Below are 14,052 nucleotides of genomic sequence, written 5' to 3'. Positions count from 1 at the left end.
GTGGGGGAGGCACACCCGCGGCCGGGCGCCCCCCCGCGGCCCCCCCCCCCCCCCGGCCCCCCCCCCCCCCCCCGCCCCCCCCCCGGGGAACAGTTCAGGCATGCGCCTAAGGCGCCGCCGGCGCGCTCAGCTCCACCGCCTTGCCCATCAGCCCGGCGAAACGACCCTGCTCGACGTCGCGCTGCAGGTCGTTCCAGCTGCCGGTGACGGCATACCAGTCGCCATTCTGCGCCTGGAGCAGGTAGGTCATGTTCATCACCCCGGGCTCGGAGCCGCCCTTGTAGCCCACCCATTGCCACTTGCCGCGGGCATCCGGGCCGAGGCCGGCATTCTTCGATAGCACCGCGCGCGCATCCGCGCCGGTGGGGCCGTCCGTATTGCGGCGCAGCCAGTCCATCACCCGCACCAGGCCGTTCGGGCTCTCGAACCATTCGAGCGTGTCGATGCGGTTGGGAATCTTCTTCTGGAAGCTGGTCTGGTCGATCAGGATCAGCGGCAGGCCGGCGACTTCGCCGTCGAGCAGCGCGCGGCGTCCGGCTTCGTCCAGCGCGAGATATTTGTCGGCCAGGCCGGGGACGCCCTTCAGCTTGAACATGTCGAGCGTCGACAGGAACGGCCGGTTGCGCGCCGGATCGGCGATGCCGAGCACCGGCAGCATCGCTTCCACCTTTGCCCGGCCCAGCGTCTTGAGCAGCACGTCGGTCGCGCTGTTGTCGCTGATCGAGATCATCTGCGTCGCCAGCTCGCGCAGGCTCACCTGCGTGCCCTTGGGCTGCCGCATATAGCCACCGCTCGGCAGCGGGCTGCCGTCGAGCGTGACAAGATCGTCCCACTTGCGCTCGCCGGCATTAGTCGCGCGGACCAGCTCGGCCAGGATCACCAGCTTGAAGGCGGAGCCGATCGCATAGGGCTTGTCGGCGTTGCGGCCGGCGATCAGCTGCGGCGTGCCGGCGCCGAGCCTGGCGATCGCATAGCCGGTATCGCCGTGCAGCGCGGCGAGCGCGCGCTCGACTTCGGGCAGCGTCTTCTCGGCGGACTCGAAGCCGCGGACGACCAGGCCGGCCACCTGGTGCGGCGCCGCCGGATCGACCGTGAGCTGCATCAGCGCCACGCCCGAGGCGAACTGAACGCGCGCCACGCCCTGCCACGGTGTCGCCTGCGCCACGCCCAGGATCGCGCTCGGCTTGCCGTTGCTTGCAATCAGCCGCGCGGTGGTCGCGTCGAACTTGTCCCTGGGCACATTCGCCTGGAAGCCGGGGGCGAAGAACGAAGCATAGTCGCCGGTGCCGTTGAGGATGCCGAGCAGTTCGTCCAGCCGCGCGGTGAAGGCGGGATCGGCCTGGGCCTGCTGGCTGGCCGGTGCGGCGGGCTGGGTCTGCGCGGCTGCGGCGGGCGCGAGCAGCAGGGCGGAGAACGCTAACAGGGCAGGGCGCATGGGGAGCTCTTTCCGATTACAGTTGTAGTCGTATTACTCGCCTAATACACTTGGCGCGAGACTCGTCAACCTTCGTTGCGCAGCCGTCATAGCGCGCAATAATCATGATATCAACATTAATGGGTGTTCTCGTCATCCCGGCGAACGCCGGAACCTCGTGCGGCTCTCGCCCCGCGCCTTCGACTGAGATCCCGGCTTGCACCGGGATGACGGTCATGGCTCAGGCGTCGATCACTTCCTCGTCGAGCCGCGCCGCATTCTCCTGGATGAAGGCGAAGCGGTGGGCCGGATTATTGCCCATCAGCCGGTCGACCAGGTCCTTCACGCCTGCGCGCTCCTCATATTCCTGGGGCAGGGTGATGCGCAGCAGGCCCCGGGTCGCCGGGTCCATCGTGGTTTCCTTGAGCTGGTTCGGGTTCATCTCGCCGAGACCCTTGAACCGGCTGACCTCGACCTTCTTGCCCTTGAACGCCGTCGATTCGATCTCGAGTCGGTGCGCGTCGTCACGGGCGTAGAGGCTCTTGGAGCCCACGGTCAGGCGGTAGAGCGGCGGCTGGGCGAGGTACAGATGCCCCTGGCGGACCAGGTCGGGCATTTCCTGGAAGAAGAAGGTCATCAGCAGCGTGGCGATGTGCGCGCCGTCCACGTCTGCGTCGGTCATGATGATGATCCGCTCGTAGCGCAGGTTGCTCGGATCGCAGTCCTTGCGGGTGCCGCAGCCCATGGCGAGGATCAGATCGGCGATTTCCTGGTTGGCCAGGATCTTGGCTGAGGTGGCCGAGGCGACGTTGAGGATCTTGCCGCGGATCGGCAGGATCGCCTGGGTCTTGCGGTCGCGCGCCTGCTTTGCGCTGCCGCCTGCCGAATCGCCCTCGACGATGAACAGCTCGGTGCCGGCGGGATCGTCGGCCGAGCAATCGGTCAGCTTGCCGGGCAGGCGCAGCTTGCGCGCGCTGGTCGCGGTCTTGCGCTTGACCTCGCGCTCCTGCTTGCGGCGCAGGCGGTCGTCCATCCGCTCGAGCACATAGCCGAGCAGCGCCTTGCCGCGGTCCATATTGTCGGTGAGGAAATGGTCGAAATGGTCGCGCACGGCCTTTTCGACCAAGGCCGTCGCCTCGGGCGAGGTCAGCCGGTCCTTGGTCTGCGACTGGAATTGCGGCTCGCGGATGAACACCGAGAGCATCAGCTCGCTGCCGGTCATCACGTCGTCCGCCGTGATGTCCTTGCCCTTCTTCTGGCCGACCAGTTCGGCGAATGCGCGGATCGAGCGGGTCAGCGCCTGGCGCAGGCCCTGCTCGTGCGTGCCGCCATCGGGGGTCGGGATGGTGTTGCAATACCAGCTGTACGAGCCGTCGCTCCACAGCGGCCAGGCGACCGCCCATTCGACCCGGCCGTTATTCTCGCCCGGGAAATCCTGGTTGCCGGCGAAGAAGTCGGCGGTGGCGCATTCGCGGGTGCCGATCTGCTCCTTGAGGTGATCGGCCAGGCCGCCGGGGAACTGGAACACCGCTTCGGGCGGCGTATCGTCGCTGATCAGCTCGGCATCGCACTTCCAGCGGATCTCGACGCCGGCGAACAGATACGCCTTGGAGCGGACCAGCTTGTAGAGCCGGGCCGGCTTGAACAGCATCTCGCCGAAGATCTCGGTATCGGGAATGAAGCTGACCGAGGTGCCGCGCCGGTTGGGCGTGCCGCCGACATGCTCCAGCGGCCCGAGCGTCTTTCCCTGGCTGAAACGCTGGCGATAGAGCTGCTTGTCGCGCGCGACTTCCACCGTGGTGTCGATCGACAGCGCGTTGACCACCGAGATGCCGACGCCGTGCAGGCCGCCCGAGGTCGCATAGGCCTTGCCCGAGAATTTGCCGCCCGAGTGGAGCATCGAGAGAATCACCTCGAGCGCCGACTTGTCGGGGAATTTCGGATGCGGATCGATCGGCATGCCGCGGCCATTGTCGATAATGGTGATGCGGTTGCCGACCTCGAGCGTCACTTCGATGCGATTGGCATGGCCGGCCACGGCCTCGTCCATCGCATTGTCGAGGATCTCGGCGGCAAGGTGATGCAGCGCCCGTTCGTCGGTGCCGCCGATATACATGCCCGGCCGGCGCCGGACCGGCTCCAGTCCCTCAAGGACCTCGATCGAGGAAGCGTCATAGGTTCCGGAGGGCACGCCCGGCGCGGCGAACAGGTCTTCAGCAGCCATGGAGAACGTATAGGGGGTGTACGGTGAGCGGCGCAAGCTAATCGGGGAGGACGCTCAGCCAATACCGTCACCCCGGCCTTGTGCCGGGGTCCACCGGGAGGCGAGCCATGGGCAAGAGGCTTGAGCGACTGTCGGTGCGGCGCTGTGGACCCTGGCACAAGGCCGGGGTGACGAGGTATTCGCCGAAGGGGGTGTCCCTCTACGCTGCCTTCAGCTGCGCGATGAACCGATCGGTCGCCGTCTCCAGCGCCATCGCAGCTTCGGACAGGCCAGTCGCCGCGCTCGAGACGCGGTCGGACAGCGCCTCGGTGTCGCTCGCCACGCTGGCGACGGCGCCGATTCGCTCGGCCATGCGGGTGGCGCCGGCGGCCGTATCGTGCGCGGTCGCCTCGATCATGCCGGCGGCATAGCGCTGGCCGTCGACTTCGCCGCGGATCGCCTCGGCGGCGGCGGCGACTTCGGCGACGGTCGCGGCGATCTCGTCGAGCGCGTCATGCGCCTCGCTCGCGCCGCTCCGGACGGTGCCGGCCAAGTTGCGGATCTCCTCGGTCGCGTGCCCGGTCTGGTTGGCGAGCGCCTTCACTTCGTGCGCCACCACCGCGAAGCCGCGGCCGACATCGCCGGCACGCGCCGCCTCGATCGTCGCGTTGAGCGCTAGCAGGTTGGTGCGCGCCGCGATCTCCTGGATCGATTCGGCGAAGACGGTGATCGTGTTGGTGCGGTCGGCAAGCACACGGACGGCATTTTCGCCCGAGCGCGATACGCCGCGCGCCGCGCCGCTCAGCGTCGCCTGCTGGTCAACGCTGGACGCAATCGCCATGATCGAGGCGCTGAGCCGGCGGACGCCGTCGGCCAGGCCGCCGGCGGTGTCCGATGCCTGGGTGGCGATATGCGCGGTCGCGGCAATCTCGACATTGGCGGTGTGGGCCAGCGTGTTGAGCGCATGCGCCGAGCGATCGAGGTCGGCGGCGGCGCGGGTGACGTCGCGCACCGTCTCGGCGACCGATTCCTGGAAGCCGGTGGCGAGTGCGAGCATCTCGCGCCGGCGCTCGTCGGCGGCGCCGCGCTCGCTGGACTCGCGCCGCTCGCGCTCGGCGCGCTCGCGCGACTCCGCGGCACGCACGGCGCGCAATGCCGCTTCGGCCTCGTCCCGGCGCGCCGTCGCATCCTCGGCGAAGCGGTCGCTCTGCGCCCGGGCGATCTCCTGACCCTCGATCAGCCGGCAGAGCTGGGTGGTCAGATAGGCGAGCACCGCGAACTGGAGCAGCACCGCCACGGCGTGGAAGATCACCCGCCCGAAATCGCCGCCGCCCTCGAACACCCAGGCCGGCAAGGCGAACTGGAAGATGATGTGGTGCGCGGCGATCAGGCCGCAGGCGAGCGCGATCGGCTTCCAGTCGTAGAGCAGGGTCAGCCCGGCCAGCGCGACGAAGAAATACATGTGCGCGTCCATCTGCCAGGCATGGCCGGTCAGCGCGTAGACGGCGAGCGCGGGCTGGATCGCGGCGAGCGTGCCGACGATCATCCGCGCGGAGGAATCATAGCGGTGGCGCAGCGCGACGATGGTCGGCGCGATATTGGCCGCCGCGCCGAGCAGCAGCGTGATCCATTCGCGCTGGCTGCCGCGCAGCATCAGCCCGAGCACGAACACGACCAGGACGATGGCCCAGCTCGCCACGACGAGCAGCTCGACGCCGCGGCGGCGCAGGCGGTCGATCTCGGTCATGCCGCGGGCCCTCCGCACAGCGCCGGCGGCGCGGCGAGGATCAGCACCGCCTTGCCGCGCAGCGCGACGGCCAGCGCGGCATGCGCGCCGGTGACGACCATGCTGCCGGGCAGCGGGCCGCCGCCGAGCAGCTGCGCGCCGCCGTCGATCGCGCGCACCAGCATCGGGTTCGCGGTGCCGGGAAGCATCGGGACAAGGAGCATCCGCCCCTGGCTCGGCGGCCAGAAGGCGGCGCAGACCAGGGCCAGCCCGACCAGCGCCAGCTGCGCGGCAAGGGCATGGCGGCCGAGCTTTACTCCAAAACGGTTCATTCCCCGCGCCTAGCGCGGAGCCGGTTAGCAACGCGTAAACCACGGCCCGCAAATCCCCGGATATGCGTATTTTTGCGGGCTTCGGGGCGGCGTTCCGAGCCGGCCGGACGGGCCCTTAGCCACCGTTTCGGCCGGATCGTTTCTGGGGCGCACCCAACGGCCATGCTAGGCCTTGCCTGCCGGTCCCAGGGCATGTGCGAGGCCCTTTGGCGCCTCCGGTCCCTGGCCCGCGCGCCGTCGGGGAACTTGGGGGATCTTGCGATGACGATGGATTGGCAGGTCGAGGGCAGAAACGCAGTCGCGCCCTTCACGTTGAAGCTGCACCGCGGGGAGGGCATGGTCCTGATCGCGATGAACTGGCGGCACGGCGAGCCGCCGCTCGATTTCGTCGGCTTCGCGGTCGAGTATCTCCCGCCCGACGGCGATCGCTTCTACGCGATCAAGAACCGCATCGCCTTTCCCGGCCGCCACAAGCCGAGCGCGGAGGGCGCGCCGCCCGAGCAATATCCGACGACCGAGGCGCCGCTCCAGTCGTTCCGCTGGATCCATTTCCCGCGTATCGCCAATGTCCACGGCCTGTTCACCTACCGGGTCACGCCGCTGTTCATGAACACCGCCGGCGAGCTGTCGCGCGGGCTGGCGCAGGAGGCGCAGATCTCGCTCTATGCCGAAACGTTGCCCGGCAAGATCAACGTCGCCTTCACTCGCGGCTATGTCTCGTCGCAAAGCTTCGTGGACCGATATGGCGGGGCCGAGGGGTTCAAGCAGCTGATCCCGGCCAGGGCGGACGAAGGCAATGATTTCAAGTCGGATCATCCCAAGGCCGAGGACGCCTATGCCTGGATGGGGTTCGAGGCGCGGGCGCGGATCGTCGGCCTGCTCGATGCCGCGATCAAGGACAAGGCGGAGGTGATGATCGTCGCCTATGAGCTCAACCTGCCCGAGCTGATCGAGCGGCTGGCGAAGATCGGCGAGAGGCTGCGCATCATCCTCGACGACAGCGGCAGCGGCGAGAAGGACAAGGGGCTGCCCCATTCGGCCGAGAGCCGCGCCGCCGCCGTGCTGCTCGCCGCGGGCGCCAGGGTGGTTCGCCAGAAGATGGGCAACCTCCAGCACAACAAGATGATCGTGGTCGATGGGCCGACGGTGCAGCAGGTCGTGCTCGGCTCGACCAACTTCTCGTGGCGCGGCTTCTACGTCCAGGCGAACAACGCGCTGATCGTCACCGGCAAGGCGATCGTCGCCCAGCAGCGCGATGCCTTCGAAGCCTATTGGAGCGGCACCGCGGCCAGTTTCGCCGCCAGCGGTGCGGCGACCTGGCGGCGGCTCCAGGTGGAGGGGCTCGACGCCGAGATCGCGATGAGCCCGCACAATGCCGCGCGCTCGACCCAGAAGAGCATCGGCCAGGCGATCGACGGCGCCCAGTCGAGCCTGTTCTACTCGCTCGCCTTCCTCAGCCAGACCAGCGGGGATGTGACCAAGGCAATCCTCAAGGCGACCGGACGCAGCGACCTGTTCGTCTACGGCATCGCCAATGCGCCGGTGGGCGAGACCGAGGAGATGCAGCTGATGCAGCCCGACGGCAATCCCGCCTCGGTCTCCCCGGCCGCGCTCACCAAGGGCGTGCCCGAGCCCTTCCACAGCGAGGCGAGCGGCGGTGGCGGCATCAAGATGCACCACAAGTTCGTGGTGATCGATTTCAACAAGCCGAGCGCGCGGGTCTATACCGGCAGCTACAATTTCTCCTATCCGGCCGACATGGAGAATGGCGAGAACCTGGTGGTGATCCGCGATCCGCGCTTTGCCACCAGCTACATGGTCGAGGCGCTGCGCATCTTCGACGCCTATCAATACCGCCTCGCCGCCAAGGACCAGCAGGCCCATGGCAAGCGCAAGGAACTGAAGATCCCGCCCACCGACGGCACGCCGCCCTGGTGGAAGAAATTCTACACGGTACCGGTCAAGATCCGCGACCGCGAGCTGTTCGCCTGACGCTAGACGCAACGCCATTCAGGCTGCGACAGCTGGCAGTTCCCCGGCGAAGGCCGGGGCCCAGTTGCAATGTCGTTCGAGGGGCTACTGAGCCGTCGTCAGTGCATCGAACCTGGACCCCGGCTTTCGCCGGGGAACAGGGAGAACGGAATGCCGATACGGCTTAGCGGACGCGCGGGCCGCCAAAGGGCAGCGGCGGCGGCGGGCGACGGTCGCGGCGGGGCAGTTGCGCCTGATAGGCATGGCCGCAATGCTCGACGCAGTACGGGAAGCCCGGATTCACCTTGTCGCCGCAGAAGTGGAAGTCCGGCTCGCCCGGATGGCCGAGCGGCCACTTGCAGATCTTGTCGCTCAGATCGAGCAGGCTGGTCTTGCCCGCGATCGCGTCGCTCGGCTTGGCCGGCACCAGGCGGCGCGGCGGGGCCGGCGAGATCGGCGGAGCCTGCTCGCCCGGATTCTGGCGGACGAAACCACCGGGGCCGACCGAGCGGAGGACCGGACCTTCGCGCTTGGGCGCAGCGGGCTCGGCCGAGTCGTCACCGGCCGATTCGGGCGCCGGCGCGGGTGCGGCGGCACGCGGTGCGGGGGCCGGAGCCGGCGTGGGGGCGGGCGCAGGTGCTGCGGCGCGGGGCGCGGGCGCCGGCTTGGGCTCGGCCGCGGCCTTGGGCTCGTTGGGCTTCACGGGCGAGGGACGCGACGGCAGGCCCAGGCGGTGCGCCTTGCCGATCACGGCATTGCGACTCACCCCGCCAAGCTCCTCGGCGATCTGGGTTGCGGTCAGGCCGCTGTCCCACATCTTCTTCAGCGTATCGATCCGCTCTTCGGTCCAGCTCAAAACTTCTCTTCCTTCACCTTGCCGTCGGCTCGTGCAGCGGTTACGCGAACGCGCGATGAGCAGCCAGCCTGAATTCGGTCAACAGCTCCCCGAGCCCGGCGTTCCGGTTATCCGCAACGTCAACTGGGGAGGTTTGCGCACCCTCTATATCAAGGAGGTGCGTCGTTTCTTCAAGGTGCAGCTCCAGACGATCTGGGCACCGGCGGTCACGACGCTGCTGTTCCTGGTGATTTTCACCGTCGCGCTCGGCGGCGGCGGGCGGATGGTGAGCGTCCAGCACCACGAGATTCACTTCGCCGAATTCATCGCGCCCGGCCTGATCGTGATGGGCATGCTGCAGAACGCTTTCGCCAACGCCAGCTTCTCGCTGCTCGTCGGCAAGATCCAGGGCACGATCGTCGACTATCTGATGCCGCCGCTCTCGACGCTGGAGATGCTGACCGCGCTGGCCGGCGGCGCCGTCACCCGCGCCTTCTGCGTCGGCGGCACGGTCTGGCTCGCGATGGCCTTGTGGGGCGTCGATGTCTGGCCGCAGCATCTATGGGCGGTGCTGTGGTTCGGCTTCCTCGGCTCGCTGTTCCTGTCGCTGATGGGCGTGATGACCTCGATCTGGGCGGAGAAGTTCGATCACGCCGCGGCGGTGACCAACTTCGTCGTCGCCCCGCTCGCCCTGCTCTCGGGCACCTTCTACTCGGTCGAGCGGCTGGCCCCGACCTTCCAGGCGATCAGCCACGCCAACCCGTTCTTCTACATCATCTCGGGCTTCCGCTACGGCTTCATCGGCGTCGCCGATTCGCCGATCCTCGTCGGCAGCCTGGTGATCCTCGGCCTCGACATCGCGCTGGGCTTCGCCTGCTACGCGCTGCTGCGCCGCGGCTGGAAGATCAAGAACTGAGGGCTGGCGCGTAGTGCGCTCCTCTCCATCGTCATCCCCGCGAAGGCGGAGATCCATTGGCGCTGAACTTGGATGGGACCGCAGCGCCAGCCTGAATGGATTCCCGCCTTCGCGGGAATGACGGTTTTGGCGTTTGCGGTTGTGCCGATAACGCCCCGGCATGCCCTTCGCCCAAACGATTATTGACCTCTCCCGGCCACCCCACGTAAACACCCGCCTCGGGCGGTCCCGATAGGCCGCCCTTTGTCGTTTCTGGAGTCTCGTTTCGAGCTTTTCCTAGAGGAGTATGTTCCCATGACTATCACCCCGCTCATGCCCGTTTACCCGCGGTGCGCTGTGCGGCCGGTGCGAGGCGAGGGGGTGTATCTCTATGGCGAGCGCGGCGAGCAGTATCTGGACTTCGCCGCGGGCATCGCGGTCAACGCGCTCGGCCATGGCCATCCGCACCTGACCAAGGTGCTGCAGGACCAGGTCGCCACGCTGATGCATGTGTCGAACCTCTACGGCTCGCCCCAGGGCGAGGCGCTGGCCCAGCGGATCATCGACGTCAGCTTCGCCGACACGGTGTTCTTCACCAATTCGGGGGTCGAGGCGATCGAGTGCGCGATCAAGACCGCGCGCCGCTATCACTATGTCAACGGCAACCCGCAGCGCCACAAGCTGATCACCTTCAAGAACGCCTTCCATGGCCGTTCGATCGGCGCGATCTCCGCGACCGACCAGCCCAAGATGCGCGACGGCTTCGAGCCGCTGCTGCCGGGCTTCGACTATGTGAAGTTCAACGATCTGGAGGGCGCGCTCGCCAAGATCGATGGCGAGACCGCCGGCTTCCTGGTCGAGACGGTGCAGGGCGAAGGCGGCATGACCGCGGGCACCCCGGAATTCATCCAGGGCCTGCGCAAGGCGTGCGACGAGCATGGCCTGCTGCTCATCCTCGACGAGATCCAGTGCGGCTATGGCCGCACCGGCAAGATGTGGGCCTATGAGCATTACGGCATCACGCCGGACATCATGACCGTGGCCAAGGGCATCGGTGGCGGTTTCCCGCTCGGCGCCTGCCTGGCGACCGAGGAAGCGGCCAAGGGCATGGTGATCGGCACGCACGGCTCCACCTATGGCGGCAACCCGCTCGCCATGGCGGCCGGCCAGGCGGTGCTCGACGTGATGCTCGAGCCCGACTTCCTGCCGCATGTCGAGAAGATGGGCGACCGCCTGCGCCAGGCGTTCGAGCAGATGATCCCCAATCACGATCACCTGTTCGAGGAGATCCGCGGCAAGGGCCTGATGCTCGGCATCAAGATGAAGGACTCGGTGGTCAGCCGCGATTTCGTGGCGCATCTGCGCGACAATCACGGGCTGCTGACCGTCGCCGCCGGCGAGAACGTGTTCCGCGTGCTGCCGCCGCTGGTGATCAACGAGGACCATATTGCCGAGTGCATCGAGCGCCTGAGCGAAGGCGCGCGTTCGTTCGCCCCGCCGAGCGATGACTGAAGAACCATTCCTCCCCGAGCTTGTCTCGGGGAGGGGGACCATGCGCAGCATGGTGGAGGGGCGCCGCGCAGCGGCGTGGATATGGAGCGGCCTTCCGCGCCTTCGGCGCAGCCCCTCCACCACCGGCCTTCGGCCGGCGGTCCCCCTCCCCCAGGCGAGCTGGGGGAGGATTTGAATATGACCCGCCATTTCCTTGATCTGTCCGACGCCGGCACCGCCGGCATCCAGGCGATGCTCGACGATGCGATCGCCCGCAAGCAGGCGCGCGCCGGCTGGCCCAAGGGCAAGGTCGATGCCGACGCCCCGCTCGCCGGCCACGTCCTCGCGATGGTGTTCGAGAAGAACTCGACCCGGACCCGCGTCTCGTTCGACATGGCGATCCGCCAATTGGGCGGCACCTCGATCGTGATGGACGCCGGCAGCATGCAGCTCGGCCGCGGCGAGACGATCGCCGATACCGCGCGCATCCTCTCGGGCTATTGCGACGCGATCATGATCCGCACCGACGATCACCAGAAGGTGGTCGACATGGCGAAATACGCCTCGGTGCCGGTGATCAACGGCCTCACCGATGCCTCGCACCCCTGCCAGATCATGGCGGACATGGAGACGATCCTCGAGGCCTGCTTCGCGCTGCCGGGGCTCAAGGTCGCCTGGCTGGGCGACGGCAACAACGTCCTCGCCTCGATCATGGAGGCCGGCGGGCTGATGGGCTTCGACGTGGTCGCCGCCTGCCCGCAGGGCTATCAGCCGTCGGACGAGGACGTGGCGCGCGGCCAGGGCCGGGCGAAGGTGGTCGGCACGCCGCAGGAAGCGGTGGAGGGCGCCGACATCATCGTCACCGATACCTGGATCTCGATGGGCCAGGCCCATGCCGAGACCAAGCTCGCCGCGATGATGCCCTTCCAGGTGACCGAGGCGCTGATGGCCGCCGCCAAGCCGAACGCGAAGTTCCTCCACTGCCTGCCAGCCCACCGCGGCGAGGAAGTGGTCGACGCGGTGATCGACGGGCCCCAGTCGCTGATCTGGCAGGAAGCGGAGAACCGCCTCCATGCGCAGAAGGCGGTACTGCGCTGGTGCTTCGGCCAGATCGGCTGAGGTGCTGGCCGTGACCGCGATCCGGATCACGGCCGCGCTTCTGCTGGTGGCGCAGCTTGTCCGCTGGGCCTGGTTCCTGCTCGGCGGGGTGCCGCTGGCGCGGGCGCTGGCCCATATCGAGTTCAACTGGGACGGTGGTGCGCTGGCGCCGCTGACGGTGCTCGTGCTGACGCGTTTCGATCGCCGTGGAAGCTGGGTGCAGCGGCTGGGGATCTGGCTTGTCCTGCTCAGTTCTGCCTGCTCGCTGGTCGTCTGGGTGACGCGGCCCGACTATATCCCGAACTATCCGGAGATCGACGACCGCGTCCTGATCGGCGCCGGCGCGTGGCTGCTGAGCATCCTCGCGCTGGCGGTCGGCGTGGCGCTGGTGAGCGGCGATTGGTTGACGCGGTTCATGCACCGCGAGCGCGGGCAGGCCGGCTGAGTTGCTTCGGCGCCGCGGCGCCCTACATAGCGCGCAACTTTCCGAAAATACGTGCCACATGCGGCATCCCGGCCTATGCGCCGGGCAGCGAGGATTTCGACGTGACCAACACCGCCCCCACCACCGACCTCGATCGCGCGGTCGGCTTCACCATTCCGGCCCGCCACACCCGTGGCCGCGTCACGCGGCTGGGGCCGGCGCTGGACGAGATCCTGGCGGCGCATGCCTATCCTCCGGTGATCGAGCGGCTGCTGGCCGAGGCGCTGACGCTCGCCGCGCTGCTCGGCTCGACGCTCAAGGACGCGCAGGGCCAGTTGACCCTCCAGGCGCAGACCCAGGGCGGAATCGTCAACCTCTTGGTGTGCGATTACAAGAATGGCGACCTGCGCGGCTATGTGCAGTTCGATTCCCTCCGCTTGTCCCAACTGGGCAAAAATCCGTCGCTCTTCGCCCTGTTCAACAAGGGGCATCTGGCGGTGACCTTCGACCAGCCGGCCACCAATGAGCGCTACCAGGGCATCGTGCCGCTCGACACCGCTTCGCTGGCCGAGGCGGCGCAGAGCTATTTCCTCCAGTCCGAGCAGATCCCGACCGTGGTCCGCCTGGGTGCCCAGCGTGACAAGACCAGCGGCCAGTGGGTCGCGGGCGGCCTGTTCCTCCAGCATCTGCCGGAAGGCGAAGCCGGGCGCGAGCGCCTGCATGCGCGCATGGATCATCCCGAGTGGGAGCATGTCGAGGCGCTCGGCATGACCATGGGAGTGGACGAGCTCGCCGATCCGGCGATCCCGCTCGAGTCCCTGGTGTGGCGGCTGTTCAACGAGGAGGAAGAGGTGCGCATCCTCTCCGATTCGACGCTCGCCAACAATTGCCGCTGCGATGGGGACTACATCACCCAGGTGCTCTCCAAGTTCCCCGAGGAGGAACGCGCGGAAATGGCTGACGAGAACGGCGTGATCACCGTCGACTGCGCATTCTGCTCCAGCAAGTTCTCGATTCACCTCAGCGATTTCGTTCCACCGGCGTTGTAATTCGCTGCAACACCGCCATATCGGTGCGAAGGGCGCGGGCCTTCGGGGCCGTGACGGGAGGACCTTGTGATGTTGTTCAGGCGTATGATGTGCGCGGCACTTGCCGGCGCGTCACTGTTGATGGTCGGGGATGGCTCGGCGGTGGCGCATCGCGCCGCAACCCAGTCGGTCCTGACGCAGATCGAGCGCGGCCAGTGGCTGCTCAAGGAACGGCTCGGCACCGAGCGCAAGGTCTGCTTCACCAATCCGAACAGCTTCATCCAGATCGCTCATGGCCCGGCACCGTGCGAGCAGTTCGTCGTCAGCCAGGACACGCACCAGGCGACGGTGGTCTATACCTGCACCGGCCGCGGCAAGGGCCGCACCACGGTAACCGTTGAGACGCCGCGGCTGGTCCGCATCGAAACCCAGGGCGTGCTGGATGGTGCACCCTTCGAGCAGGAATATGAAGGGCGTCGCGCCCCCGGCAGCTGCGGCTGAACCGGGCTTAACGCTTCTTTCACAGCTACCGGGCTACCGTGGCATCGCTCCTCGTGAGCACTTTCCTCTCTGGCATGGGTTTTCCCAATAAACTGGGCCGCTCTCGGGCGGCCCATTTTGCGTCGTTTTTGCCA

At 67.6% G+C, this 14,052-nt stretch carries 12 protein-coding genes; 7 read left to right on the top strand and 5 right to left on the bottom strand.

Translation table 11 applies throughout. The features are described from left to right. Positions 1-106 precede the first annotated feature (106 nt). From AAHM44_RS17520 to AAHM44_RS17505, 4 genes are all read right to left on the bottom strand, one after another. Entirely contained in the window at positions 107-1,435 is a 1,329-nt protein-coding gene (locus tag AAHM44_RS17520; protein ID WP_342250784.1) for a serine hydrolase, read from the bottom strand. A gap of 220 nt (positions 1,436-1,655) precedes the next feature. Beyond that, positions 1,656-3,638: a DNA topoisomerase IV subunit B gene (parE, locus tag AAHM44_RS17515; protein ID WP_269572724.1), complete on the bottom strand. Its 1,983-nt coding sequence runs from the start codon at positions 3,636-3,638 to the stop codon at positions 1,656-1,658. Positions 3,639-3,837: 199 nt separating this feature from the next. Next, positions 3,838-5,364, bottom strand: coding sequence for a methyl-accepting chemotaxis protein (locus tag AAHM44_RS17510; RefSeq protein WP_342250783.1), 1,527 nt, complete (start codon positions 5,362-5,364; stop codon positions 3,838-3,840). Continuing rightward, entirely contained in the window at positions 5,361-5,675 is a 315-nt protein-coding gene (locus AAHM44_RS17505) for a hypothetical protein (RefSeq protein ID WP_269572722.1), read from the bottom strand. Before AAHM44_RS17505 ends, AAHM44_RS17510 begins: the two co-directional genes overlap by 4 nt. A 261-nt stretch (positions 5,676-5,936) precedes the next feature. Here AAHM44_RS17505 and AAHM44_RS17500 point away from each other — a divergent pair, with 261 nt between their 5' ends. Continuing rightward, positions 5,937-7,667, top strand: a complete 1,731-nt coding sequence (locus AAHM44_RS17500) for a phospholipase D-like domain-containing protein (protein ID WP_342250782.1) — start codon at positions 5,937-5,939, stop codon at positions 7,665-7,667. Between the two features lie 163 nt (positions 7,668-7,830). Here the strand turns inward: AAHM44_RS17500 and AAHM44_RS17495 are convergent, their stop codons facing one another. After that, entirely contained in the window at positions 7,831-8,502 is a 672-nt protein-coding gene (locus tag AAHM44_RS17495; protein ID WP_184169023.1) for a GcrA family cell cycle regulator, read from the bottom strand. 55 nt (positions 8,503-8,557) lie between these two features. On the opposite strand from AAHM44_RS17495, the gene AAHM44_RS17490 reads away from it, so the two are divergent. From AAHM44_RS17490 to AAHM44_RS17465, 6 genes are all read left to right on the top strand, one after another. Beyond that, the gene (locus tag AAHM44_RS17490) at positions 8,558-9,397 is read left to right on the top strand and encodes an ABC transporter permease (protein ID WP_269572720.1); all 840 of its coding nucleotides are present in this window, start codon (positions 8,558-8,560) and stop codon (positions 9,395-9,397) included. Between the two features lie 294 nt (positions 9,398-9,691). Beyond that, positions 9,692-10,888, top strand: a complete 1,197-nt coding sequence (locus tag AAHM44_RS17485) for an aspartate aminotransferase family protein (protein ID WP_269572719.1) — start codon at positions 9,692-9,694, stop codon at positions 10,886-10,888. A 177-nt stretch (positions 10,889-11,065) separates the two neighbouring features. After that, on the top strand, positions 11,066-11,986 hold the full coding sequence (gene argF / locus AAHM44_RS17480; RefSeq protein ID WP_342250781.1) for an ornithine carbamoyltransferase: 921 nt from the start codon (positions 11,066-11,068) through the stop codon (positions 11,984-11,986). A 10-nt stretch (positions 11,987-11,996) separates the two neighbouring features. Next, on the top strand, positions 11,997-12,410 hold the full coding sequence (locus tag AAHM44_RS17475; RefSeq protein WP_342250780.1) for a hypothetical protein: 414 nt from the start codon (positions 11,997-11,999) through the stop codon (positions 12,408-12,410). 101 nt (positions 12,411-12,511) lie between these two features. Then, positions 12,512-13,438, top strand: coding sequence for an Hsp33 family molecular chaperone HslO (locus AAHM44_RS17470; RefSeq protein WP_342250779.1), 927 nt, complete (start codon positions 12,512-12,514; stop codon positions 13,436-13,438). Positions 13,439-13,507: 69 nt separating this feature from the next. Next, complete coding sequence (locus AAHM44_RS17465; protein WP_342250778.1) at positions 13,508-13,918, top strand: hypothetical protein; 411 nt, start codon at positions 13,508-13,510, stop codon at positions 13,916-13,918. Positions 13,919-14,052: the final 134 nt, after the last annotated feature.

Origin of the sequence: Sphingomonas sp. OTU376, assembly GCF_038440415.1 — a bacterium.
Classification (GTDB): domain Bacteria; phylum Pseudomonadota; class Alphaproteobacteria; order Sphingomonadales; family Sphingomonadaceae; genus Sphingomonas; species Sphingomonas kyeonggiensis_A.
This window is presented reverse-complemented; position numbering and strand designations above follow the sequence as displayed.